Source organism: Deltaproteobacteria bacterium (genome assembly GCA_016180845.1).
Classification (GTDB): domain Bacteria; phylum UBA10199; class UBA10199; order JACPAL01; family JACPAL01; genus JACPAK01.
Genome location: JACPAK010000001.1, coordinates 92,889 through 117,123 on the forward strand (window position 1 = coordinate 92,889; position 24,235 = coordinate 117,123).

General features: G+C 51.7%; 19 protein-coding genes and 1 other RNA gene. 11 read left to right on the plus strand and 9 right to left on the minus strand.

Annotated features, from left to right (window positions below):
• Positions 1 to 73 precede the first annotated feature (73 nt).
• The 8 genes from HYT76_00505 to nuoB all read left to right on the plus strand — a co-directional run bounded on the left by HYT76_00505 (position 74) and on the right by nuoB (position 9,272).
• Complete coding sequence (locus HYT76_00505) at positions 74 to 1,258, plus strand: saccharopine dehydrogenase NADP-binding domain-containing protein (protein ID MBI2082026.1); 1,185 nt, start codon at positions 74 to 76, stop codon at positions 1,256 to 1,258.
• Between the two features lie 53 nt (positions 1,259 to 1,311).
• Positions 1,312 to 2,028, plus strand: a complete 717-nt coding sequence (locus HYT76_00510) for a hypothetical protein (protein MBI2082027.1) — start codon at positions 1,312 to 1,314, stop codon at positions 2,026 to 2,028.
• 115 nt (positions 2,029 to 2,143) lie between these two features.
• Complete coding sequence (locus HYT76_00515) at positions 2,144 to 4,123, plus strand: hypothetical protein (protein ID MBI2082028.1); 1,980 nt, start codon at positions 2,144 to 2,146, stop codon at positions 4,121 to 4,123.
• A gap of 13 nt (positions 4,124 to 4,136) precedes the next feature.
• Positions 4,137 to 5,036: an NADH-quinone oxidoreductase subunit H gene (locus HYT76_00520; GenBank protein ID MBI2082029.1), complete on the plus strand. Its 900-nt coding sequence runs from the start codon at positions 4,137 to 4,139 to the stop codon at positions 5,034 to 5,036.
• Between the two features lie 3 nt (positions 5,037 to 5,039).
• Positions 5,040 to 5,672, plus strand: a complete 633-nt coding sequence (locus HYT76_00525) for a hydrogenase (protein ID MBI2082030.1) — start codon at positions 5,040 to 5,042, stop codon at positions 5,670 to 5,672.
• Positions 5,669 to 7,111 (plus strand): NADH dehydrogenase FAD-containing subunit, encoded by a 1,443-nt coding sequence (locus HYT76_00530; protein ID MBI2082031.1) that lies wholly within the window; start codon positions 5,669 to 5,671, stop codon positions 7,109 to 7,111. The genes HYT76_00525 and HYT76_00530 overlap by 4 nt, the downstream gene beginning before the upstream one ends.
• Positions 7,108 to 8,565: an NADH-quinone oxidoreductase subunit C gene (locus tag HYT76_00535; protein ID MBI2082032.1), complete on the plus strand. Its 1,458-nt coding sequence runs from the start codon at positions 7,108 to 7,110 to the stop codon at positions 8,563 to 8,565. Before HYT76_00530 ends, HYT76_00535 begins: the two co-directional genes overlap by 4 nt.
• Before the next feature lie 11 nt (positions 8,566 to 8,576).
• Positions 8,577 to 9,272: an NADH-quinone oxidoreductase subunit NuoB gene (gene nuoB / locus HYT76_00540; protein ID MBI2082033.1), complete on the plus strand. Its 696-nt coding sequence runs from the start codon at positions 8,577 to 8,579 to the stop codon at positions 9,270 to 9,272.
• On the opposite strand, the gene HYT76_00545 is transcribed toward nuoB, so the two are convergent.
• Complete coding sequence (locus HYT76_00545) at positions 9,164 to 10,270, minus strand: tRNA-dihydrouridine synthase (GenBank protein ID MBI2082034.1); 1,107 nt, start codon at positions 10,268 to 10,270, stop codon at positions 9,164 to 9,166. The two genes, nuoB and HYT76_00545, sit on opposite strands and share 109 nt — an antisense overlap.
• 41 nt (positions 10,271 to 10,311) lie before the next feature.
• Between HYT76_00545 and maf the strand changes: the two genes are divergently transcribed.
• Together maf and ssrA are read left to right on the plus strand one after the other, a co-directional pair.
• Positions 10,312 to 10,863: a septum formation protein Maf gene (maf, locus tag HYT76_00550; GenBank protein ID MBI2082035.1), complete on the plus strand. Its 552-nt coding sequence runs from the start codon at positions 10,312 to 10,314 to the stop codon at positions 10,861 to 10,863.
• A 70-nt stretch (positions 10,864 to 10,933) separates the two neighbouring features.
• Positions 10,934 to 11,283, plus strand: a transfer-messenger RNA (tmRNA) gene (gene ssrA / locus HYT76_00555).
• A 62-nt stretch (positions 11,284 to 11,345) separates the two neighbouring features.
• Here the strand turns inward: ssrA and HYT76_00560 are convergent.
• The 4 genes from HYT76_00560 to HYT76_00575 form a co-directional block, all read right to left on the minus strand.
• Positions 11,346 to 12,500 carry an ATP-binding protein gene (locus tag HYT76_00560; protein ID MBI2082036.1) on the minus strand — a complete coding sequence of 385 codons (1,155 nt, stop codon included), beginning with the start codon at positions 12,498 to 12,500 and terminating at the stop codon, positions 11,346 to 11,348.
• A 71-nt stretch (positions 12,501 to 12,571) separates the two neighbouring features.
• Entirely contained in the window at positions 12,572 to 14,773 is a 2,202-nt protein-coding gene (locus HYT76_00565; protein ID MBI2082037.1) for a hypothetical protein, read from the minus strand.
• A 296-nt stretch (positions 14,774 to 15,069) separates the two neighbouring features.
• Positions 15,070 to 17,895 (minus strand): hypothetical protein, encoded by a 2,826-nt coding sequence (locus HYT76_00570; protein ID MBI2082038.1) that lies wholly within the window; start codon positions 17,893 to 17,895, stop codon positions 15,070 to 15,072.
• Positions 17,876 to 19,030 (minus strand): MFS transporter, encoded by a 1,155-nt coding sequence (locus HYT76_00575; protein ID MBI2082039.1) that lies wholly within the window; start codon positions 19,028 to 19,030, stop codon positions 17,876 to 17,878. Before HYT76_00575 ends, HYT76_00570 begins: the two co-directional genes overlap by 20 nt.
• Positions 19,031 to 19,034: 4 nt before the next feature.
• On the opposite strand from HYT76_00575, the gene HYT76_00580 reads away from it, so the two are divergent.
• Positions 19,035 to 19,997, plus strand: coding sequence for a hypothetical protein (locus HYT76_00580; protein ID MBI2082040.1), 963 nt, complete (start codon positions 19,035 to 19,037; stop codon positions 19,995 to 19,997).
• Here HYT76_00580 and mutY read toward each other — a convergent pair.
• From mutY to HYT76_00600, 4 genes are read right to left on the minus strand one after another with little or no spacing between them, the layout of a single operon-like run.
• The gene (mutY, locus tag HYT76_00585) at positions 19,983 to 21,035 is read right to left on the minus strand and encodes an A/G-specific adenine glycosylase (GenBank protein MBI2082041.1); all 1,053 of its coding nucleotides are present in this window, start codon (positions 21,033 to 21,035) and stop codon (positions 19,983 to 19,985) included. The genes HYT76_00580 and mutY overlap by 15 nt on opposite strands.
• On the minus strand, positions 21,035 to 22,441 hold the full coding sequence (locus HYT76_00590) for a hypothetical protein (protein MBI2082042.1): 1,407 nt from the start codon (positions 22,439 to 22,441) through the stop codon (positions 21,035 to 21,037). The genes mutY and HYT76_00590 overlap by 1 nt, the downstream gene beginning before the upstream one ends.
• 19 nt (positions 22,442 to 22,460) lie before the next feature.
• Positions 22,461 to 23,486, minus strand: coding sequence for a mechanosensitive ion channel (locus HYT76_00595; protein ID MBI2082043.1), 1,026 nt, complete (start codon positions 23,484 to 23,486; stop codon positions 22,461 to 22,463).
• 2 nt (positions 23,487 to 23,488) lie between these two features.
• Positions 23,489 to 24,235, minus strand: coding sequence for a type 1 glutamine amidotransferase (locus HYT76_00600; protein MBI2082044.1), 747 nt, complete (start codon positions 24,233 to 24,235; stop codon positions 23,489 to 23,491).

Below are 24,235 nucleotides of genomic sequence, written 5' to 3' on the forward strand. Positions count from 1 at the left end.
TCCCTTCCCTATACAATGCCCTGCACATGTCAATCTTCTTGACCTGATACTGGGCTCCTTTTAGATCAACTCCATGCGTTACGTTGTCTTAGGCGGTGCCGGTGCGATGGGGCGGATCACGATTCGAGATCTCTTCGAGACCGATCCCGATGCCGAGATCATCATCGCCGATTTTAATCTGAAAAACGCCGAAACATTGGCGGCTTCGTTTCGCTCGCGACGTGTGAAGGCTGTTTTTGCCGATATCAAAAACCGGCAGTCGTTAGTGAAGGCGTTCCAAGGATCTTTTGTCGTGATCAACTCCACCCCTTATGTCTTTAACGTCGAGGTGATGAGGGCGGCGTTGAAGGCAAGGGTTCACTACGTCGATCTCGGCGGGCTTTTTCATGTCACGCGGAAACAACTACAGCTTCACAATCAATTTAAGAAGGCGGGGCTCTTGGCCTTGCTCGGCATCGGAGCAGCCCCTGGAATCACTAACATCATGGCGGATCACGCTGCCTCTCAACTCGATCGCGTGCAGGAGATTCATATCCGATTGGGGGGCAAGGATCTGACGCGGTATGATCGTGACGTTCCAATCTCCGTTTCCTATTCCCTCGACACAATCCTCGATGAGTTCTCCATGCCACCCGCTGTTTTTCACAAAGGGCGATTCGGTTTCGTCGAACCGATGTCAGGTCGCGAGGAGCACCTGTTCCCTTCACCGGTCGGGATTCAAAAACCGATGCACACGATCCACTCGGAGGTTGCAACACTCCCACTCTCTTATAAAGATAAGGGGGTTAAAGAAGTCAGTTTCAAAATCGCCTTCGATGAGGAGTTTACCGAACGGGTGCGGTTCCTGAGGGACCTTGGACTCGCCTCACAAAAACCGGTTCAAAATGGCCAGATCAACTTTGTCCCACGAAAAATCCTTTTGAAGTTGATCTCAGAGTTACCAAAGGGAAAACCGGTCGGTCCGATCCGGCAATACGAGGTGATCCGCTCGATTGTCCTCGGCAAGGAAAAAGGGAAGAAGGTGTGCTGGTTAGTCGACTGTCACACAAAGGGGATGCCACAATGGGGGATCGGACTCGATATCGACACCGGTGCCCCTCCATCGATCGCCGCCCAGATGATCGCTCGTGGTGAAATTGATGCCTTTGGCGCCTTGCCACCGGAAAAAGTGGTCCCCCCTCAACCGTTTTTCAAAGAACTGGCCCGACGGGGAATGACCGTTAAGACAAAAAAAGTCGCCGGCTGGAGCTTTTTGTAGCAACTTCTCAAAAAAATAATCCGAGTTCCTGAGTAGAAACTGATCGGGGGATCATGTCTAGCAGCTCGCTGATCAAAGCGATCACCGTCACCTTCGGCACCAACATGCTGGCCGATCTCGCTTCGGACAGGGTCCTCCATCCAGGCTACAAACTCGATTACGGATTGCTCAATCCACTCCTCGGCCGCGATATGTATGAGCCTTTTTGGGGAACACGTCTGCAGCACCTTGTCGGTATCGCAGGATCGTTGACTTTGACCGAACATGTTTCTTCATCTATTTTTAGCTTTTTCTTGAGAAAGGCAAAAATCCTCAAGGCAACGGAAGATATCTTCAAAATCCATAAAACTCCGCTCTCCTATCTACTCCATAATTTCATCTCAGTTTTTTTGGGAGTTTTTATCTACTGTTCCCTCGATGCCCTCTTCAATCCCTTGTATAAGAAAGAAGGAGAGCGGATGGAAACATGGGAAAAAACACTCTTGCCGACTGTTGCTGGAACCCCGTGGGCCCTTATCGAACCGGTACTCGGCTACGGTCTCAAAAAGGCATTCACCCCATGGGCTTGGCTTATACCTCATGCCAGTTTGACACTGAGACAAAAAACCAGTCTTTGGGTTTCTGATCTCTTGATCCCCGATATCGCCATCTATGGAACGATCAAGGGGTTTGGATGGCACGAATACGCCGATTACGGCCTGACCGATAGCGAGTTAAAATTAAACAGGATCTATTTCGAACGGGCGAAGCCAAAAACGATTCTTTACTAACCGCGATATTCCAAAGGCGAGTGCGGCCCCGGCAATTCCGGCAAAAAAATCCTTCCATTCATTGATAAATCAAATCAAAAGTGCTTAGTAGATTGAATTCATAGGCTTGGACACCATGAACTACCTCATTTTTTCTTTGGGAATACTGCTCGTTTCCTTCTGTCTTACCTTTCTGGTCCAGACAGAAAAACAGAAGAGGTTTCTCTCCTGTGGGGGAGTCATTGCCGGATCCGTTCTCGGGATTATTCCAGCCTTGCAGGTCCTCACGAGTGGTATCCCTTCCAGGGTAACGAGCCTCGCCTCGCCGATCCCGGGGCTTGAGGTTTCACTCGGACTCGACCCTTTGAGCGCCTTTTTTCTCGTCGGCATTTACGGTCTTTCCGGTCTCGTTGGAATTTACAGCTGGGGTTATCTGAAAGATCGACGGAGGCTCCTCCGAACGGCACCCTTCTTCCCGCTTCTCGTTGCCACCATGGCGACAGTCGTCGCCGCTCGCGACGGCTTCTTTTTTCTGATCGCCTGGGAGGTGATGTCACTCGCCTCCTTTTTTCTGGTCACTGCCGAGCACGAAAATAAAGAGGTCCGTCACGCGGGATGGATTTACCTTGTGGCGACACACCTTGCGACTGCCTTTCTGATGGCCTTCTTCACCCTCCTTTATAAGAAGACAGGGACATTCTCTTTCGAGGCCTTTTCCCAGATCGGAGCTGTCTCACCAACCCTCGCCAGTCTTCTTTTCGTTTTGGCCCTTGTCGGGTTTGGAACCAAGGCGGGGATTTTCCCCCTCCACGTCTGGCTTCCTTACGCCCATCCGGCAGCCCCAAGTTATATCTCGGCGCTGATGAGTGGGGTGATGATCAAGACAGGAATTTATGGGATCCTCCGCGCGCTGACCTTTTTGGGAGTGCCACCCCTCTGGTGGGGCGAACTCCTGGTCGGCCTCGGAATCCTGTCGGCGGTCCTCGGGGTCACCTACGCCCTGATACAACACGACCTGAAACAGCTCCTCGCCTATTCCAGTGTCGAAAACATCGGGATCATCGTAACGGGAATCGGGTTGGGATTGATCGGACTTTCTCGAAACCAACCAACCCTCACGCTTCTCGGATTCGGCGGATCCCTTTTTCACGTCTGGAACCATGCTATTTTCAAGGGGCTCCTCTTTCTGGGGGCTGGAAACGTCGTGCGTGTCGTCCACAGCAGGGCGATCGATCAGCTCGGAGGGCTCTTCAAAAACATGCCGTTCACGGGGGCAACCTTTTTTATCGCCTCGGCAGCGATCTGCGGACTTCCACCTCTGAACGGTTTTATCAGCGAATGGTTGATCTACGTCGGTTTCCTGAAGGGTGTCACCTGGAGCTTCGGCCCATCCCTTTTCTTTTCTATTGCGGGAATCATTGGAATCGCCTTTTCCGGAGGACTCGCGATCGCCTGCTTCACAAAGGTTGTGGGGGTTGTCTTTTTGGGAGAACCGCGTAGCGAACAGGCGGCAATCCCCTACGAGGTCTCTCGTCTCATTCTGGCCCCGATGGTGGTACTCGCCTTCCTCTGTCTTGCGTTCGGTCTCTATCCCCAGATCATCTGGTCCGCTGTTTTTTTTACCGTCAAATCCTTGCTGCCTTATGGGGCGATAGCGGAGCAAAATAGAATCCTCACCTCACTCTCCAGTATAAACGTCATTTTTTGGTTCGGTCTCGTTTTCTTTCTCGCCCTGGGCCTTTTAACTCAACTTATTGTCGGCAAGAGGCCAATTCGTCGCGCGGTTACCTGGGACTGTGGCTATGCCTCTCCAACACAACGGATGCAATACAGCGCCTCTTCTTTTGTAGAATCATTGGGGGTTTTTTTCGCCCCTCTCCTCAAACCCCAGACAGATCTCAAGAAACCTGCCGGTCTCTTCCCGCAACCAGGAAGCTTCGCAGAACAGGCAGAGGATCTCGCCGAACGGCGCCTCTTCAGGCCGCTCTTCAAGAGGACCGATCAATCCTTTTTATTTGTCCGAAAGATGCAGCAAGGGAAGATCCAGGCTTACCTTGCCCTCATCTTTGTGACCATCCTGGCCCTTCTGTTATGGGAGGTATGGTTTGGAATTTAACGTCCCATCACTCGTGCTCCATCTCGTTTTGATCGTCACGACCCCACCGTTTTTCCTCGGGGTAATCGCAAAGACGAAGGCCTTTCTGGCTGGCAGAAAGGGACCTCCCCTGCTCCAGATCTACTACGATCTCTTAAGACTCTTTCGAAAAGGGACAGTCTACAGCCGAAGCTCCTCGATACTCCTTCGTCTTGCCCCCGTCATGATCGTCGCATCCATTTTTTCGAGCAGCCTCCTGGTCCCCTTGCTCAAGACCGCACCGATTCGGTTTGAGGGGGATCTGATCCTCTTCGCTTACCTCCTGGGGCTCGTCCGATTTATGACGATCCTCGCCGCCATGGACGTCGGTTCCAGTTTTGAGGGGATGGGGGCCAGCCGCGAGGCGAGTCTGGGGGCCCTCACAGAACTCGCCTTCTTCCTCGGGCTGGTAGCCCTTTCGGCGATGACCCGCTCGACCTCACTCACTGCGATCTTCGAGTGGGAGGGGGGACATCCTTTTTGGAACCCGGCCCTTCTAATCCTCTTCGCCACTTTTTCCCTGATCCTCTTGACCGAAAATTCCCGGATGCCGATCGATGATCCGACAACACATCTGGAACTCACGATGATCCATGAGGTGATGATCCTCGATTACAGCGGACCGGATCTGGCGCTTATCCTCTACGGAGCCTCCATGAAACTCTTCCTCTTCATGGCGTTTACCTCCTCGCTTCTCTGGCCTCCCACGACGGCTAACATCTGGATGGGGGGCGGTTGGTTGATCTTGAAGGTTACAGGGATGTCGATCGCGATCGGTCTGATCGAATCGGCGAATGCCCGCCTGCGCCTGATCAAGATCCCGCAACTCCTGGTCGCGAACTTTGTCGCCGCAGCGCTCGGTCTCGCGATTATCCTTATCGGAAGGGGGGTATAGATTATGGAATGGTTCTTGACCGGCATTATCGTGACAACCTTCTTCATCCTGGGGGCGTCACGGCTCGCCCCCTGTATCCGGATCGCAGCGGTCCAAGGGGCGATGCTCTCCGTCCTGCCGATCCTGGCCCGCGGGTCGGTGACCGATCCGCACAGTTTGGGGATGTTTTTTGGAACCTTTCTCATCAAGGCGATCCTCATTCCGATCCTGCTTTTTCGCTCCCTGCGACAGTCCAAGATTCGTGAGGAAATGGAACCGACCGTCAGTCGTCACCTGTCGCTCCTGGCAGGCGGTCTCGTGGTGGTTCTCTCCTTTTCGTGGCAACTCCCTAACCTTCCCGGCTCTCACTCTCCCCTCATCGTCCCGACAGCGCTGGCGATGGTCCTTTTGGGGTTTCTGCTTCTCGTGACGCGCCGTAAGGCGGTGACACAGGTGATCGGATTTCTGGTCCTCGAAAATGGTGTCTTTCTCTTCGGAATGACACTCGCCACCGAATTCCCGATAACGGTGGAGATGGGGGTTTTGCTTGATCTCCTTGTCGGCGTGTTCGTCATGGGAATCATGATCAATCATATCAATCGAACCTTTGATCACATCGACACAACATTGCTCGCTTCACTGAGGGAGACCGAATGATACCGATCCTCCTTGTGGCGCTGCCAACCTTTTTGGGAATCGTCACCCTCCTGATTCGAGGGGAAAAAAGACGAAAGATTCGTCGGCTCTTTCTCATCCTGGGAGCTCTTGCGCATGCGGCAGGAACAGGTTGGCTCCATATCCGGCCGGAGGAAAAATCCCTTATGGGACTCATCGAGGTCGATCCCTTGGGGCTCCTCTTCCTGACGATCACAAGCCTCCTTTTCCTTATCTCGTCGATCTATAGTCTCGGTTATTTCCAACATGAACGTACGAAATATACCGAGGAGGGGGTGAGCCACCTCTATGTCCCTTGCATGCTCTTCTTCCTCGCCTCCATGACACTCACAACCTTCGCTTCCCAATTGGGAATCCTCTGGATTGCCATCGAGGCCACCACTATCGCCTCGGCCCCCCTCATCTATTACCATCACCATCACCAGGCGCTCGAGGCAGCCTGGAAGTATCTCCTCATCTGTTCCGTCGGGATCGCGATCGCCCTCCTCGGAATCTTTTTTGTCGCTGCTTCAGCGAAGGGAAACGTCGCCGATCTCTCACTCTCGACGATGATCGCTTCAGCAAGATCTCTCGACGCGCGCTGGTTTCGGGCTGGCTTTCTGCTGATCCTTGTCGGGTTTGGAACAAAGATGGGCTTGGCACCGCTGCATAGCTGGCTCCCGGACGCCCATAGCGAGGCCCCCTCTCCTGTCTCGGCCCTCTTGTCAGGTGCGCTTCTGAACTGCGCCTTCCTGGGGATCCTTCGATTCTATCAAATCCTGATTGCGGCGGGACTTGCCGATTTCGCTGGCAGGGCGCTGACACTCCTGGGGCTCTCCTCGCTCTTCATCGCGACCGTCTTCATCACCGGACAACGGGATTATAAACGGCTGCTCGCCTACTCCAGTGTGGAACACATGGGAATTATGGCATTGGGCCTCGGCTGGGGGGCCAAATTCGGGGTGCTGCTCCATGCGGTCAATCACTCCCTCACGAAGGGGCTTTTGTTTCTTGTCGCCGGCCAGATCCTGATCGCCTATCGAACAAAAAATTGCTCCGAAGTTCAGGGACTCATCAGGACAATCCCAGCAACAGGACTTCTCTTTCTTGTTGGAATCTTCGCCATCATCGGTTCCCCCCCCTTCGGTCCCTTCGTCAGCGAATTTTTGATCCTGCGAGAAGGCCTCGGCAGAGGGCATCCGGTCGGCTCTTTTCTCTACCTCCTCTTCTTAGGCGTCATTTTTATCTCAATGTCACGCATCGTCCTTGGAATGATCCAAGGGGAAAAACGGGATATCCTGCCGGGAGAAGCCCCTTCGCGACTCATGGTCTTCCCGCCGGTCGTGCTTGCCGTCGCTGTCTTCCTCTTCGGCCTCTATATTCCGGAGTCAATGGTTTCCTTCCTCAAAACCGCCTCTCAACTGATTGGAGGGGGTTCATGACTTTTTCAGCGACCAAGAATGCCTCACCTGTTTTGATTTCCGAGATTCCGATTCTCACCCTTGAAGACTGGCGGCTCTGGATCCTGGAGACCTGTCAGAAAAACGGTGGCCGCATCGTTTCGCTTTTGGCCCATCAGGAAAAAGAAACCGTTCGGATCTATGGAATCCTCGGGATTGATTCCAAAGGAGAATTACAGATTGCCGGTCTCGATCTTCAAAACAAAAAGTATCCCTCTCTGACACCTGATCTCCCTGAGGCGCATCTGTTTGAGAGAGAGCTTTTTGAACAGAGCGGCATCGTCCCTGAAGGACACCCCTGGCTGAAACCGGTCCGACAGCTTGCCAACTATCCCTTTTATCAAATGGCCGGGGAGGAGATTCATGAAGTGGCAGTAGGACCGGTCCATGCCGGGATTATTGAACCGGGACATTTCCGGTTCCAATGCCATGGTGAGAAGGTCTTTTATCTGGAAATCCAGCTAGGCTATCAACACCGTGGGCTAGAACAACTCATCGTCACGTCAAACCCAAGTCGCCGTGCGGTCCTCGCCGAATCGATCGCCGGCGATACCGTGATCGGTCATGGACTTGGCTTTTGCCACGCCATCGAAGGACTTTCCCAAGCAGAGGTCCCACAAAGAGCGAAGGGACTCCGCGCTATCGCGCTGGAACTTGAAAGACTCGCGAACCATTCGGGAGATCTCGGGGCCTTGGCCGCCGATATCGGTTTTCTGCCAGCAAGCGCCTGGTTCGGGAGGCTTCGGGGGGAATTTTTAAATCTCTTGATGGAGCTCACAGGAAATCGGTTTGGCCGATCTTTCTTGAGGCCGGGCGGGGTGCTTTTTGATCTCACAAACGAGATGATCATTGATTTCAAGAAACGGATCCTGCATGCCGCCTCGGAGATGAAGGAGATCTCTGACCTTTTCTTCAACGCCTCGTCAGTTCTTGCGCGACTGGAACATACAGGAGTCGTCGCAACAGAGACCGCAAGGGGCTTGGGAATGGTGGGGCCTGCGGCACGCGCGAGCAATCTCGTACGTGACGTGCGCCACGACTATCCCACAGAATTCTACCGCCTTTTCCCCATCCCTCCGATGAGACTGACCACAGGGGACGTCTCTGCTCGTGCACGCATCCGATCATTAGAAAGCAAAAGATCCTCTGAATTTATCCTGAAACAGCTCGACACGCTCACGTCGGACAAGATCCTTGGCACCTGCGAAGAACCAAGGGGCTCATCCCTGGTCGTGAGTCTCGTCGAGGGGTGGAGGGGAGAGATCGCGCATATCGTCCTGACCGATGAGAGGGGAGAGATCATGAGGTACAAGATCGTCGATCCCTCATTTCATAACTGGATGGCATTGGCCTTGGCGATGCGGGACGGACAGATCTCCGATTTCCCGCTCTGCAATAAGAGTTTTAATTTGTCGTACGCTGGACATGATTTGTAGAGGTAGCATCTATGTGGGAAATTCTTAAAAATCGTTGGCGGCAGGGATACCGAACACTGAAATTTCCGGAAGAAGCGCTTCTTCCCGAACGTTTTCGGGGAAGGCCAATCCTCACAGATGGGAACCCACTCGATCTCGGGAAATGCCTCTTCTCGCCGGATGATAATGTGGTCTACTCTCGTGATTACCGGATGGCTGTCCGCAAAAGGGAAGATTTGATTTTGAAGGGAGAGGAAATCAAGTTGGCAACAGCATTGGATAAGAAAATGAGGAAACTCTTTGGACGATCGCTGAAGCTCCGGGCGGTTTGTGCCGGAAGCTGTAACGGGTGTGATCTCGAGCTTCAGGCATTGAATAACGTCGTCTTCGACCTTTCACGATTCGGGATACAATTTGTCGCATCGCCCCGTCATGCCGATGGCCTTGTCGTCACAGGACCTGTGACCGAAAATATGAAACTCGCCCTCAAAAAAACCTACGAGGCAGTTCCCGATCCGAAGATCGTGATTGCGGTAGGCGCCTGCGCTATCAGTGGTGGACCTTTCGAGGGAAGTCCCGAGGTGAATAACGGCGCTGACAAGATACTCCCCGTCGATCTCTACATCCCTGGTTGCCCGCCGCATCCACTCACGATTCTTGATGGACTCTTGAGACTTTTGGGGAGGATCGAAGCCAATTCTTCCAGATTGACCGCTTGCAAGGCCTGATTTCTTACCGAACTGGCCTCAGGGAAATAGCGCAAATAACCGGACAGGTGTTTACGCACCTTCCTGAGATCATCGCCTGCCTCTGCGTAGAGCGAGGCATGTTCCAGCGCCACCATCGCACGTCTTTCATAGGAAATATTGAGTGGGTCAATCCCTTGAAAAAGCCATGGATTGCCGATGGCGCTCCGTCCGATCAAGACTCCATTGACGCCAGTTTTCTGGATGAGGGAGGTCGCTTGGGTGAGCGATTCGATGTCACCATTTCCTAAAATAAGGGTGCCGCTTCCGCGAGCCACTGCCACCGCCTCCGCAATCGCCTCCCAATGGGCAAGCCCCCGATACATCTGTTTCAAGGTGCGACCATGTATCGAGATCACCGCGGGTGATTGCTGTAGCAGGGTCTCGACCCACCGATCGATAATGATGGCATCATAACCGATCCGTGTCTTGATCGAGTAGGGAATCGGCCGCCTGACCACGAGTCTCTCTGCCCCGATTCGAGCCGAGTTCATGCGGCAAACGGTGGCAATGACCCGTTCCGAAAGCTTGAGCTCTTCCAGCGTTTGTCCTCTTGACCAATCCTGAATCGCGTGACGGACCGCCTTGATGATCTCGATCGCAAGATCGGGTGCCGTGATCAACTTGGCCCCGCAGTTTTTTTCGACCACTTTTTTTGAGGGACAGCCCATGTTGATATCGACCCCATCAAAGCCGAGTTCGCAAACAACATGGGTCGCCTTGTAAAAATCATCCGGGTCATGGCCATAGATCTGGGCGACAACCGGCCTCTCAATCTCGCTGTATCGAAAATCGTTCAGGATCCTTTCGGGGGCGTAAAAGAGTCCCTCGGCAGTCGTGAACTCGGTAAAGAGGACATGGGGCCGCCCATGCCTCGCCATGATCGCACGACAGGCAAAGTCGGTGACCCCATCCATCGGCGCAAGCGCAATGATCGGTTGGCAGAGGTTTTTCCAAAATCCTAAAAAAGGAGACGTCATTTTGTGCCTTATATAGTATGGGGTTCCTGAGGACAATGAGAATGAAGCTTTATCTGGCATCAACATCGCCCCGCCGGAAGAATCTTTTGGCCAGATTGGGGATACCTTTCGAAGTCGTCCCACCCACCTTCCTCGAACATGAGACAACACTCACTCCTTCAGAAGAGACCCTTCTCTTCGCCGAAGAAAAGGCACGCTCAATCGCTTCCCCCCCTCCGAATGCCCTGATACTTGGTTGTGACACCTTGATCGCGTGCGACGGCCAGAAGCTTGGCAAACCCGAAGATGCCGCCGATGCGAAACGGATCTTGAAAATTCTCTCAGGCAAGACACACGAGGTCCATACGGCGTTGTTCCTTTTAGACACTCAAAATGGCTCTTCTAAAAGGCATCTCGAAACAACGCGAGTGACTTTCCGAAGACTTTCTGATCCAGAGATTGCCACCTATGTCGCGACGGGTGAGCCATTCGGCAAGGCAGGGGCCTACGCGATTCAGGGAAGAGCGAGGGGTTTTATCACGAAGATCGAGGGGGACGAGGAATCGGTGATTGGGTTGCCGCTGAAAATTCTTAGGGGATGGCTCGGTTCTTGACAGAGACTCACCTAGTGAGCGAGCATTGATCGGATCCTGGTTCTTTGAAAACAAGTTTTTGAGATGTCCCGGGGGCGAATTGGATTCGACGAGAGTGCTGACGGCACCAGTCGCAGGTCGAGGTCGCTGGACCCTCGTTAAACACTGGCAAAAACCTAAATGACAATAGCGTAAGCTATGCCATGGCTGCTTAATTAGCCGCCCGTTCTCAATGTCCGCTCCCACCGGGTGTTGATGGACGCAACATGTGGGATGCTCATCTGACCGGGACGCTGGGTCAGATGTTAAGACATACAGTGTCTGGTCTTCCGGCCCCGGTCTTGGAGGTCACCGGAAGATGAGAAACAAACCAAGGCTAAGCCTGTAGTGACTTTGCTCGATCACCTTCGGACGCGGGTTCGATTCCCGCCGCCTCCACAAAAAAATCGGCTCGAACCGTAATGAAGGAATCTTCACCGGTGGATCCGGATGTGGTAGCTTGATCATCTCCCTCGATAAAGGGCCGCAACTGGAATGCAGCGAATGTCTTCGATACTGTAATAATCTTCCCCCAAATAGAACAGGTATCCGCTCCTATTCTCTTTATCCATACCAACAAACTCCTTGAGGTTGTTAATGTCTTTTCTGGAAGGGCGAAGGGTTGATTTTATTTCCACAGCCTTGAGTTTCTGATTTTCTACAAGAATAAGGTCAATTTCAAAACCGGAGTTATTCTTATAAAAAAACAGCTGATCCGTTTTATAAAACCCAAGTTTCCGCCTTTTCTCGATTTCAGAGATAACGAAATTTTCCACAATCTGTCCCCTGCTACACTGCGTACCCAAAGCGGAGATCATCCCTGTATCACAATAATAGGATTTTGATCCCTTAACGTATCTCTTGGAAGGACCATGCTGATATCCTGCCAAAGTAAAACCCAAACCGGATTGATAGAGACTCTGTAAATATTTCTTTGCTGTAATGTGGTTTAAATTGGCCTCATGTCTGAAATTTTCAATCTGTGTAATGTTGCCGATGGAAAGGGCGTAATGATTCAACATGGCCCGCAGGCCCGTAACATCCTGTATATTGGAAAGTAGACTTAAGTCTCTGGTGAAGTAGGTATTGCGATAATTCTCCAATATTTCTTTTTTCTCTGTTTCATCTTTGGCCGAGACGACTTCTGGAAAACCACCATACTTTAAAAATGATTCTAATTTCCGCTGTGCTTGAAGGATTTGAGGGAGGGAAGCCTGATCTTCAAAAATGGAATGTGTTGGCTCACCGAATTCTTCCCCCCAACAACAAGGGGGTAATTCCAAAATTTGTATGCGCCCCGCCAACGAGTCTGCCGATGCATCCAACAATCCGATTCGACTGGAACCGCTCATCAAAACAGTAGCCACCTGTTCGTCGATGGAAAATTTTGCCGCAATCGTTAGCCTCGGAACACGCTGTATCTCATCGAGGATTACCTTGGGGTTACCTTCCAAAAGGGCCTTGGGGTCTTTCTCAGCCAAGGCGAGTACGTCCAGATCATCCAATGTCAAGTATTTGAAATCAGGGAAGTTTTTCTTTAAATACATGCTCTTTCCTGCCCTTCTAGGGCCTAAAATTAAAGCGCTTTTAGCAGGTTTTCTAAGCCATCTATCAAACATGATATTAAAATAGTATGGATTTTTATATAGTCAACTATAAAAATTATTTGGATCCAGGTCTGATTCGGTTTTTAAGGAGCTTTTCCCATCCCAACCGACAGACACGACCCGGTCAGTTCCTCAATGAGATTGATCTTCAGATCATCGCCGATATTGCGAATCCGGAGTTGAGGGGTCGCATCCGGTTGGACTTCGATCGCCTCAAGTCGAAGTCGGAGCCGCTGACGGTCGAAGCCACAGGCAGCCGCCTCGCGGGGAAGGAGCGTCGGCTCTGATTCCTCGGCATCGATAAAAATCCTTTCAACAACCACACCACCCGCCTCACTGGGGGCCCTATCTTCAACACTCTCGACCGTCATCTGAATCGGCATCTTTTTCCGGACCCGGAAAGGAATCTTCACCGGTGGATCCGATAACGAAATCGCCGCCTGACCTGTCAACTCCCCTGAAAGAGACATGTGGTCAAAGAAGGCCTCCATCAATTCCAGAGAACCATCCTCGGCCGGTTGAATCTTCAGACGATGCCCCATAAAACGGGCATTCGTAATATTTAAACGAAGATCGTTCCATCGCACAAAGGCCTGGTGTGTGGAAAAAACAGCCCCACCCGGATGTTCTGCGAGAATTTCAACCTCTCGACGTTGTGGGACGATCTGAACCGAGCCTTCGACATCCAGATCCGCTTCGGCAACCCTCGTTGAGAAAATTCCCTCACGACTCCTGTTACTGACCCGTAGACCAAGGGTTGGTAAATCGGCATGCAGCTTGGCATTGCTAATAGAAATACGAGTATGATTCGGATTTTTCTCATCGGAACCTATGGAGAGAGGCGCGATGCCGGCAAGGGGACGAAATTTAATCTGCCCTAATCCCTGAATAGCGCCATCTGGAAAGTGATACGAGACAACCCCATCCATCTGGCTCGTGATGATCCCCTCGAAGCGGGGTCTCCCATTCACAACCTGAAAGTGGACATCGGCCAGACCGGCCCCTTCGGGGATTTCATTCAACCACTTATGGTCTCCCTCGAATTGCCGTCGTTTTGCGACAGTATGCAATGAAACCCCATGCCCATCATATTTGAGCTCGCCGGTTCGAAGCTGTTCAATCGAGACATCAGGGGTCAGACCATCAAGTCGGACGGTAAAATTCTTCACCTCACCACCTTGAGGGAGCTCCAGTTTGGAAAGGACCTTTCCGTTCGACCTCGAAATCTCTTCCAATTTTAATCCATCGTTATGATTCCAGCTAAAAGCAGCGGCAAGTTCCCTCGTATTCCGCGGATTCAGGGAAACCGCCACCTTCAGAGGGGTTGGGGTACGAGCGGTATTGCTGGCCCGAATCAGTCGCTCCGGATGGACGTATTCAATCGTCTTCAGACCGGCGATCTCGACTGTCGGTGAAAAAAGCCCACCGCGAATCGCAATCCGATGCCCCCCTGGCGGGACCTTCCCCGTGAATTCAAGTCGCAACTTTCTCACCTTTTTTGGATCCATCCTTTTTTGAAGATCGGTCTCCAGATCGACCTCGATCGTGCGATTCGAAAAATCACCGGTGATCTCGATGGTCGCTTGTTGCCAACGAGGGATTGTTCCCAAAAATTCTGAGTTGAGCTTTTTCTCTGTTTTGGCGGGTACATGAGCTGAACTCTGAAATCCCCCCTTGCCCCCCTTTGACAAAGGGGGGTTGGGGGGATTTTCTTTCTCACTCCCCCCCAAAATCATCCCGACAAGCTGATGAAGATGCTCGGGGACGCGATAAACAGGAAGTCCCCTCTTCTCAAAATCCCTTTTCGTGATCCCACCGGCATCGAAGACCATCTTTCCCCCCTCCACCGTAAGATCAAAAAAGAGATAGTTCGCCGTGACGAAAACGGCCCTATCTGGCGTCTCCTGTTCCAATTTTTCACGATAGGACTCCACAAGAAGACCGGCCAACGGAAGGGCCGAAACCACCTGCAACCAGAGCGGGAGGATTTTTTTATCCTCATCAACCATCTCGACCGCTTTCCCACGTACAGAGACCCATGGGCCAACAATCGGAATACCTGTAAAAAATTTTAGCCACGGCTTGAGCGGGATCGGACCGACCGGTGGTTTTGAGACAAGGCGAATCTCTCTGATTTCTCCTCCCTCCCCAACCTCAGCGACAAACTTGAGTTGGAAGGGGGACTGGGGGAGATCGGCCTCCAAGGGAAGTTGGACCTCGGCACGGATCTTCAAGTTCGGAACTGGCGAAGCTTCTCCAGATGCGGTTTCGAAAAGTCCTCGCACAAGTCGTTCGACAAAGGCGCTTCGCGGTTCCTCAACAACTGCTTTGTCCCGAAATCGCGCAGCGGAAACAGCAACCGGGGGTCTTTCGCAATAAGGTTTTGAGGGAGTTGCTTGGCAATAATAATCTCTCTGACCGATCCCAAAGTGTTCCCTCGGAAGGTCCGAGAACCTGTCTGAGACCCACCTTGAAACCGAACGATTTTCCGCAGGGAAGCCTTGGACCGGAGGAAAATCGTTCGATGGTGCCGGGCGAGTTTCGCAGGACCTGGAGAGAGGACACGAGGGATCGGTCGGCCTCATTGTTTATTCTCCAATGGCTTCCTTAACAACGACTCTCGAGTCAGTGGCAGCTTACTTCCACACCTCTTCAGATAAAACCACTTCCCATCTTTCTGAACCAATTCGACCTTATCTCCCAAAAGTGAAGCGGCCTGAGGATTCACAAAACCGGAGAAACAGAGACCACCGATCGTGTCTGTTCGTAACTGGCCCCCACGGATCCTTGCCGGCTCATTCAAAAGAACCTCAATGCCTCGAGCAAGAGTAAATTCTCTTCTCTTTTTCCCTATCCAGCTCCTAAACCCAACCTCCCCATGAACAAAACCGCTTGGATTTTTTTGAGGACGAATGGATCTCCTCTTTAAATCGAAGGGGATAGCGAGACCCCCTTCAATCTGAGTCGTCACAACATACTGATCGGGTGATTCTCGATTGTAAATCCACAATTTGAGGGATGATGCCGCCGGTCTTGACAAAAAGCTCACGGCACCATTTCGGACAGAGAATTGCCCACGGTAATCCAACGCTCCCTGGCCCCAGAAAGGATGCCTCGTTGTTGGTTCAATCCCAAAAAAGGCCCTAAAACCCTCTTCGTGCCATGGGATCAGCAATTTGCCATGAAAATTGACCTGATCTCCGACAGATCCTTTCGCACAAAAGAGCTCCGCTCTTCTATTGTTCCCCTCCCAAACACAGTTGAGATCACCCACAACCCTCTCTCCTCCCCTGTAAATGTTAGAGGGGGTACGAACCGTCCGGAAGGATGAGTCTTGCTTCACCCCATTGAGAATCTCCGTCTTCCCCTCCGGCTTAAATTTCACCTCTCCCTCCGTAAATCCACGAAAGGTCCAGTCAGAAAAAATCTGTTCGAAGGCTGGGACAATTTTTAACCGAATGGTTTCAAAATCACTCGAACCAAAGAGGGCCGTCGCCAAACTCACCACGGGCGAAGCGGCTGGCTGATTATTGAGTGACAAATGACCATCCCAGGTCATCCGACAGGAGTTTCCTTCAGGCTCGGCCCAAAGCTGCCCACCGGAATCAAAAACCAATTCCTGTTTGAATAACGGGACCGACTCTGCCTGGAGATTAACGAGGAGGTGAGGCCCATGCCCCGGCTCCGGAGGGACCCCGCTAAGTGACGCCCGAATCCCACGAACTTCATAAGGAGTCCCCCCCTCTGAGGTCACTCTCAGATTGGCCTCTGCCTCCGCCTTCAACGTGATGAGGTTCAAAGGCGATCGGACCCGCACCACGAGGTCCGAAAAATCAAGATTGTTCTTCGGTCCATGCGAAAAGGCGAACCCCCGAAGCTCAATCTCCTCGCTCATCGGCCCCTCGACCCGATCAGGGTCGTAGTCAAAAGAGACATAACCGTCTTCCACCAGACCGCCCGTCATCGTTTCGCCTACCTGAAATTGAATCGGTCCCCCATCTGCCGATCCAATCGCAAGCTCATCGATTTCGAGCCAACTCCTCTGTAAAACAGGTTTGTCTCCAGACAGGTCCAACTGAACAGAGCTATTCAGGCGACCCGACGAGCGAAGAGATCCCAACTGAGAGGTTGGAATATTTTCCACAACATACTCGAGATTATCGAAATAGATTTCGGCAAGATTCGGATGTCGCAGGACAATCTCGATCTCGCCTCGAAGGGCCAACGGTACCGATGTGGGAAGGGTCACATCAATATCCGACAGGACGATGGAGGTTGTTTTATCCGCTGCATTGTACGACCAATGCAGATCAAGCGTCCCTTCCGCATTTGGAATCAGGAGACTCGCCGGAAGTTTTGGGAAATTGGCGTAAGAATCCCCCTTGATCCCCTCAAAATCAAACTTGAGGAAACGTCCGGATTTTAAGGTTTCCATCAATCTCTGCCAATCAAGATGAAGGTAGCTCCTCCCGACAAGCTCATGGTTTGGTGGAGGTCTCGAATCAACCGTAATCTGTAAATCATCGAGGGTCCCGATGGGACCCTGGACCCATTTGGAACGCTCGCCAAACCACTCCTCAATGACCTGTCTCAAGCCTGACGAGTCCTGATCGACCCAGCTTCCCATGAGCGCCTTCAAAAATCGGCGACCAAAAGATTCTTTGTAAACGGCATTTTGCCTCTGTACTGAAAATGGCTGGGGATCGCTCCTCTCTGCTGGATCAGGATAGGCGGTCAAAGCCCTCGTCCTCGGTATCGGTGTCAAAAGAGATCGCCCGAGACCGAACAAATTCAACCCCTCGGTCACCTTGACTGTCGGGAGTCCCCGATGTGCGAGATGCGGAACAACGAGTCGCGCCTGATCTGTTTCAGAAAACCTGCTGACAAAGATATCTGAAAATCGTCTCTTCCTCCTCGTCAGCCCCGCCACATCAAAACCGTAAAAAACCTCAAGCCCATCGGTCCAAACATCCCCATCGATCTTGAACGTGTCATATCGAGACCGAGCGTTGAAGGCGAGCTCCGCCCCCTCATCCCAAGTCACATCTCCCGTCCAGCTATCCCTTTCGACCCTTCCCTCATGAAATCTTGCCCTCACGTAATAATCGTGATTCCCAAAAAAATGATAGGTGATCGGTAAGGATCTCCGAAAGCTCATCGGCTCTCGGCGGTCGAGAAGTTTCTCCACTATCCCTTGTTTCGTTGGATAGGCAAAACCGGCTTGCTCAGCAGCTACTGCAAAGAGATCAAGCAGACTCCTGTTCGGTGTCTCAGGAGGAGCTGCGTCAAAGGCAGAACAAAAAAGGTCTTCGAAACGAGAAGGTGCGGGGGAACCATTGACCGTAGCTGTCACACCCAGACAATCGGGTGCGATCGGAAGGAGGTTGCTACCGAAACCGAAGCACAATCAGGGCACTCAGTGTCGTCAATCCCCCCAAGGCCCAGAGGGTCATCGGAAGTCCCCAACTATCCGTGATCCATCCCAAGACAGGGGCAATTACGACAAAGAGGAGATGCTGTAAAAAATCCTGGGTCGAAAGGACGGTCGCCCTCCTCTCCGAAGAGATCAATTGATTGACCGCCTGACTCGTCATTGGGAGAAACAGACCCCAGATAAAGTAGACAAGACTCGCAAGAAGAAAGGAAAAGGGGTGGTGGATGAGGGCAAGCGCTGAAAGCGTCAGGGTAAAGAAAAAGGCGAGCAGAAAGAAATTCCCCCTTTTCAGAAAACGGTTTGGAAGATGCCTGGCCAATTGACTTCCCCCCATGCTGGCCATTTGGAAGAAAAGGAAGACCAAGCCAAAGTAGGCGAGAGGGACCCCCACCTCCTTCAGGTAGGGTTGAATAAGGGTTACAATAAAAACGAGGATCGTCGTGAAAAGGAGAGAATAGTAACCGACCATGGTTCTCAGATTTTTCGAACCGGATCGTATCTCACGAACACCCATCAGAAACGACTCGGCCCCCGCTGACGCCGTCTTTCTCGTCTTGGGGGGCTCGTGAAGGGTAATCGCAACAATCGCCGCCACCAGGAAGGCGATTGCCGAAAGGAAAAATGGGAGCCTCCCCGAAAAAATATAAACAGACCCTCCGATTAACGAGGCAATCCCCATCCCGACGAATTCAAAAAACTTCCCTTGGGCATAATCGACCTGATACCGATCGCTGACAGCCCTGTTCTCCAAAAAATTAAAGAGATAGGCCTCCTTGGAGCCGGTATAGAAGGCCTGCCCTATCCCCATGAAAATCTCGCCGACAACCGCCATTCCGATATGGAATGGAAAGGCGAGGAAGATGACACCGATCGATTGAAAAAGACCGCAGAACATCATCGCCCATTTATGGCCAAAATGATCCGAGAAGAGACCACTCGGGATCTCGGCAATTGTCACGGAGAGGAAAAAGATACTGATGAGGATCGTTACCTGAAGTTGTGTAAACCCGTGGGCCTGAAACCACAAAACCAAAATCGGGATGAAAAAATAGAGTCGTGACAAAAACGAGTGAAAGACATAGGGTTTGACTGTTGGGGCTTTGGGCATTCGAATGTTTTTTTTCTTAAAACTATTTTTTGTTGTTGTCATCTCTCTTTCCGCTTCGGTCGCTCACGCTGATCAGAATGTTGGATACGACCGTGGAATAAAGGGAAAGGAACGGAGCTGGATCCCGGCAGAGGGGTGTACCCTGAAACCCTGTGTCATCACCCAGTGGGGTGCGATCCGACTCCCCAAAGAGTTTGCGAGAACCTATCGTATCGAGATGGGGGGACTTCATCGGGGAAATTTCAGATCGATCGCTATTTTTCAGGAAAGTTCCTCTTTTGAACAAAAACTCTCCGAACGGGTTTTCAACCGCCAACCGAACCGAAAGATCGTGAATCTGGAGCGTCTGATCGAGACGGGAAAAACCAACACCATTTATATGTACGGTCTCCTCCTGCAGTATGAGTTTGACGAGGGAGACCTCCTCGGCATTAAATTCACCTCACTCAAAAATCCGAATAACGTTCAGGAATATTTCTTTCGTTATCACCATGACGGAACCAAGTGGGATATCGACTTCGCCTTTATCCAGCCGATTAATATCTTTCATCCCAATCCGAATGGAGTCCTGCGCGCCGCCTACTCGACAGGCGCCCTCTCCTTCTCCTTTGCACGGGCGATGGATCCGGACAAACATTACAGTTTTCTTTCGAAGGCGATGCGGGCAGTCCGTGTGAACCTCTTCACGGGAATTCTGCTCCGACGCGAGGTCGCCCCACTCAATGGCGACAATATCGTCGAGGACCGGATCGATGCCTTTGGGGGACTTGGTCTCACCTTCCTCGATTTTATCGCCTTGGGCTATGGTGGGACGATGGCCAATTCCCCACGCACCACCTTCCCCTTTGTCGGGATCGAGATCCGCCACCTCATGGAATTCCTCCGAACCCTGAAAAAGGACACCCACAGCCGCTGGCAGCGGTATCTGAAGGAGGAAATGGAAAGGACAAGTTCAGAGAAGTTTTGAAAGGATCTTTCGATTCATCGATGAGGTTGGGAATCGATCGATCTCCTCCGGATGAATCCATTGAGATTTCATTCGTGGAATTCGGCTCATTTGGCAGAGATAAGGGGTAATGACTAATCTCTTATTCAAAACAGAGTGCCGAATCGATCCCAAAGCACGAATCGGTCTGAAACCGAAATCCCTGACTAATCTCTCAGCCCCCCCCTCCACCATCGGAAATTCCCACATCTCTTTCAAGATCCCCTTCGCAGGCCTGCGAACCATGAGGAGAGAATCACCTTTTTGAATCAAGGCTGCCGTCATCGTGATCTTCTGAGCAGGAGCCCTTTTTGCCAATCGTGGATACAGATCCTGTCTCCCCTTTTTACGCGCCTCACACTCATCGTAGACAGGGCAGACCAAACAGGCGGGTCGTCTCGGTGTACAAATTGTCGCACCGAGTTCCATGAGCGCCTGATTAAAATCGCCAACATCCCTATCGGGCAAAATCAGCGCGGCGAGACCCCAAAAGATCTTCTGGCCTGCAGGACTTTTGGGATCACTTCCGATCAAAAAGAGTCGTGACAGGACCCGAACCACATTCCCATCGACTACCGGGACCCTTTCCCCAAACGCGATCGAGGCAATCGCCCCGGCGGTGTAGCGACCGATGCCGGGGAGTTGCTGCCAGTCTATTCGCTCGGACTGGCAAAGCCAGATCCTCGCTTGATTCGAGAGAGATACCGCTCTCCCTCGAGCTCCCATCTGATCAACGATTATCTTAGCTGCCTTCAATAGATTCCTCGCTCGCGAATAGTACCCGAGCCCCGACCAATACCGTAGCACCTCATCCTCTTCTGCCACTGCAAGTGATTCGATCGTCGGAAATCGTTTCAAAAATTTCTCATAATACGGAATCACCGTCTCGACCGTCGTCTGCTGGAGCATGATCTCCGAAACCCAGATCCGGTAAGGGTCTTTCGTCTTACGCCAAGGGAGGTCTCGTCGATGGGTGCGATACCAGTGAAGAAGCTTGTCTCCCCCGCGAAACTTTTTCATCATTGCTGAGGATTATTATTGGGAGGTGTTGGGTCAACGACCGTTTGTGAAATCTCTGTCGCGGTGACTGCTGCCCCGGAGACAGGTGTGAAGGAGGTATTAATCTTGAATGTGGTGTCTCCGTTGATTTCAGCGGGAAGTTGGAAGGCGACATTTTTTGAAATCTCGGCTCCTTTGGCAAGATTTGACATACACTCAATCTTCTGCCCCAGATTGTTACACCCTTCAGGAGTCGATTGAATCGTAGAAGAGCCGGTCAATTCGACAATCAATTTTGCCCCTGTCAGATCCCTCTGACTGTTATTGCGAGCGAGTGCGCGAACAGTCACCGTCTGGCCGAGACCCAAGGATCCTGAGAGAATGGAGTGTTCCACAACCAACTCAGGTTGTTTTTCGACCTTGAAGAGGTGTTTATGGAGGGTAATGGTTTGATCGTCCGGACAAATCGCTGCCGGAGTAAAGGCAATCTCCCCCGAGGCGCGATCATTTAATTGGAGACAGACCGGATCACACTTGATCTCCCCTCCCGGAATTCCTGTCGACCCACCGGTGGAAGAGGGCATGTCTACCGGAATCGTCATCTGCCGTGTCACGACATCAAACTGGAGTCCTCCTTGAGGGGAACCGCACGGCTCCAACCCTTCGGGAAGGGCAAAAGGTTCCAATTTGCATCGCACGGGGTAACAAACCGAGGCGTTGGTCCGCTCACCCACCGTCATTGTCTTGGTCTCAGGGACAGCGATCTTGGCAATGATCTTGTCATATTTCGGAGCAACCGCGACATTGATCTCCACAACACCTATCCCCTCACGACAGGCCTCCAAGGCACCCACCTGTTGTTTCACCCCAGAATCTGTTGTCGTCGTTTTGGAATCTGATGTGTCAGCTTTTTCGTCAGTCGTCTTTTTCTGATCCTCGTTTCCTGAACCTTGCTGGCTTCCGGAGGTTGTCTCACCGGATGTCGTACCGCCTGATGCTGTTTGACCCGACTGCTGCTGGCTTCCCCCTGCCGTCCCCTGATTCGTCTCTAACGCCGCGAGTTGAACTTGCTGTGGTCTCGGCAAAATCGCAACTGCCTGAGAGATCAGCGAGGCCTGCTGGATCTTCACACAATACTTGGCCTTTCCCGGGGTTTTGGCCTCTGTTGAATTTCCTGAATCTCCAGAAGGTTCGATCTTCGACGGATCAATTTCCAGTTTAAACTTTCCATCCCGATCGGTCACCACGTCTCCATGGGCCTTTCCTTCGCGATTGACCGAGATGATAACACCAGCCAAGACAGGTTCGGTCTCTTCCTTGTTAAGATTATTGTTTTCATCGAGATAGATCTGACCGTTTATCACGGTGCCACAACCGGCTGTCAGGAGGATAAAAAGGGAAATTCCAAGAAGTCGCCTATCCATCACGGTTTGAGAGTATACAGACTTATGTCTCCTTCTGCAAGTAAACTGTCCGAACGGGAAACGGGATCGAGATCCCTTCCTTCTGATAACGCTGATGGAGCCTCTTGATGAATTCATGTTTGAGCAGGAACTGATCGGTATATTCCCGAGCCCTGAGAGCGACGGAAAAATTAATACTCGAATCCCCAAAGGTATGAAAGCGAACCACCGGTTCGAATCCCGGAATACCCCCCGTCACCGATTTCATCACGTCTCGCGCAATCTCGACTGTCACTGTCTCCACCTTTTCCAATGAACTGGAATAATCAACACCCACGTCAACCGTGAAGGCCATCTCCTTATCGGGGTAATGGTAGTTCGTAATGACACTGCCGGACAATTTAGAGTTCGGAATGACAACGATATTGTTCGGAAGAAGCCGAATCCGGACCCCCCTCCAGCCGATCGACTCAACGTAACCGCAATCACCTGATTCGAGCTTCACGAAGTCCCCCACTCGAACCGGCTTGTCGATCAGGATGTAAAATCCTGAGAAAAGGTTAGCGAGCGCATCCTGTAGGGCCAAGGCAATTGCGATACTCCCCACACCCAGTGAAGCGATGATCGGCGTGATCGAGATCCCCGCCGTATCCAGGAAGATCAGCAGAAAAAGGGCATAGACGCCGATCGTGATAAAAACACGAATCAGGCTGGAATAATTTTTAAAAGACTCGTGATTCGAAACATAGCGACGATGGAGCTCGAGAAGGATCTTCTGAATAAAGAGGGCAAACCCGAAGATCGCAAGGAGCCGCGCCAAGAGTCCGATTGTCCTTTGCCAATTATCAGAAAGGGACAAAAAAGGTGGGAGAAGCCCAACCACTCCAGCCAACAAAAAAAGCGTGACGGGCCGATCCAACGCCTCAACAATCAGATCATCCCATTTCCCTTCCGTCCGTTCGGTCCATTTTCTGAGCAAACGAAAGATAAATTTCTTAAGCAGAAAGAGGACAACGGCACCCGCCGGAATAATAAGGAGCGAACCCCACTGAGGTAGATCGTGTGACATCTTTACGCCGCTCGCCTCACATTTTCACGAATGAGTGTGGCAAAACCATAAAAAAACTTGTGGCACAACTTTGCGAGATCCGGGAGATAGCTCGGGATCTCGTCTAAAATCTTTTCCGGATCCATTCCGGAACGATGAAGCCCATCACGCTCCGAAGCGACCCATTTTTTGATCATCTCTTCCGTCATTTCCGGATGAAACTGGATCCCCACGGCGTTTCCCTGATAACAAAACATCTGCACCGGATAATGATCATTCCAGGCGAGACGATACCCCTCGACCGGGAGATCAAAAAGATCTCCATGCCAATGAAAAACAATATGCTGTTTTGAAAGATCGCATTGAAAGGTCAGCGGATTCCTCTTCGAAAACCAATCATCGAAACGAATCCAATGCCAGCCGATCTCTTTCTTCGGCCCTTTCCTCACCTCAGCCCCGGCGGCATGGGCAAGAAGCTGAGAACCCAGACAGATCCCCAAAATTGGCATCTTCAGACGTAATGCCTCACGGAGGAGGAGAAATTCCTTCTCCATCCAGGGATAACGCCCATTCTTCATTTCATAAACAGACATTGGTCCACCGAGACTGATGACCGCACTGTACTTCTCTTCCAGTTCCTTTCCTGTCGGAAATTGCGGATTTCGATAGACCTCGAGAATCTCATATTCCAGATTTTGAAGACGGATCTCCTTCTCAAGATTCCCTAAAGTCTCTGTCTCGGCATGTTGAAAAACGAGAATTTTCTTCAT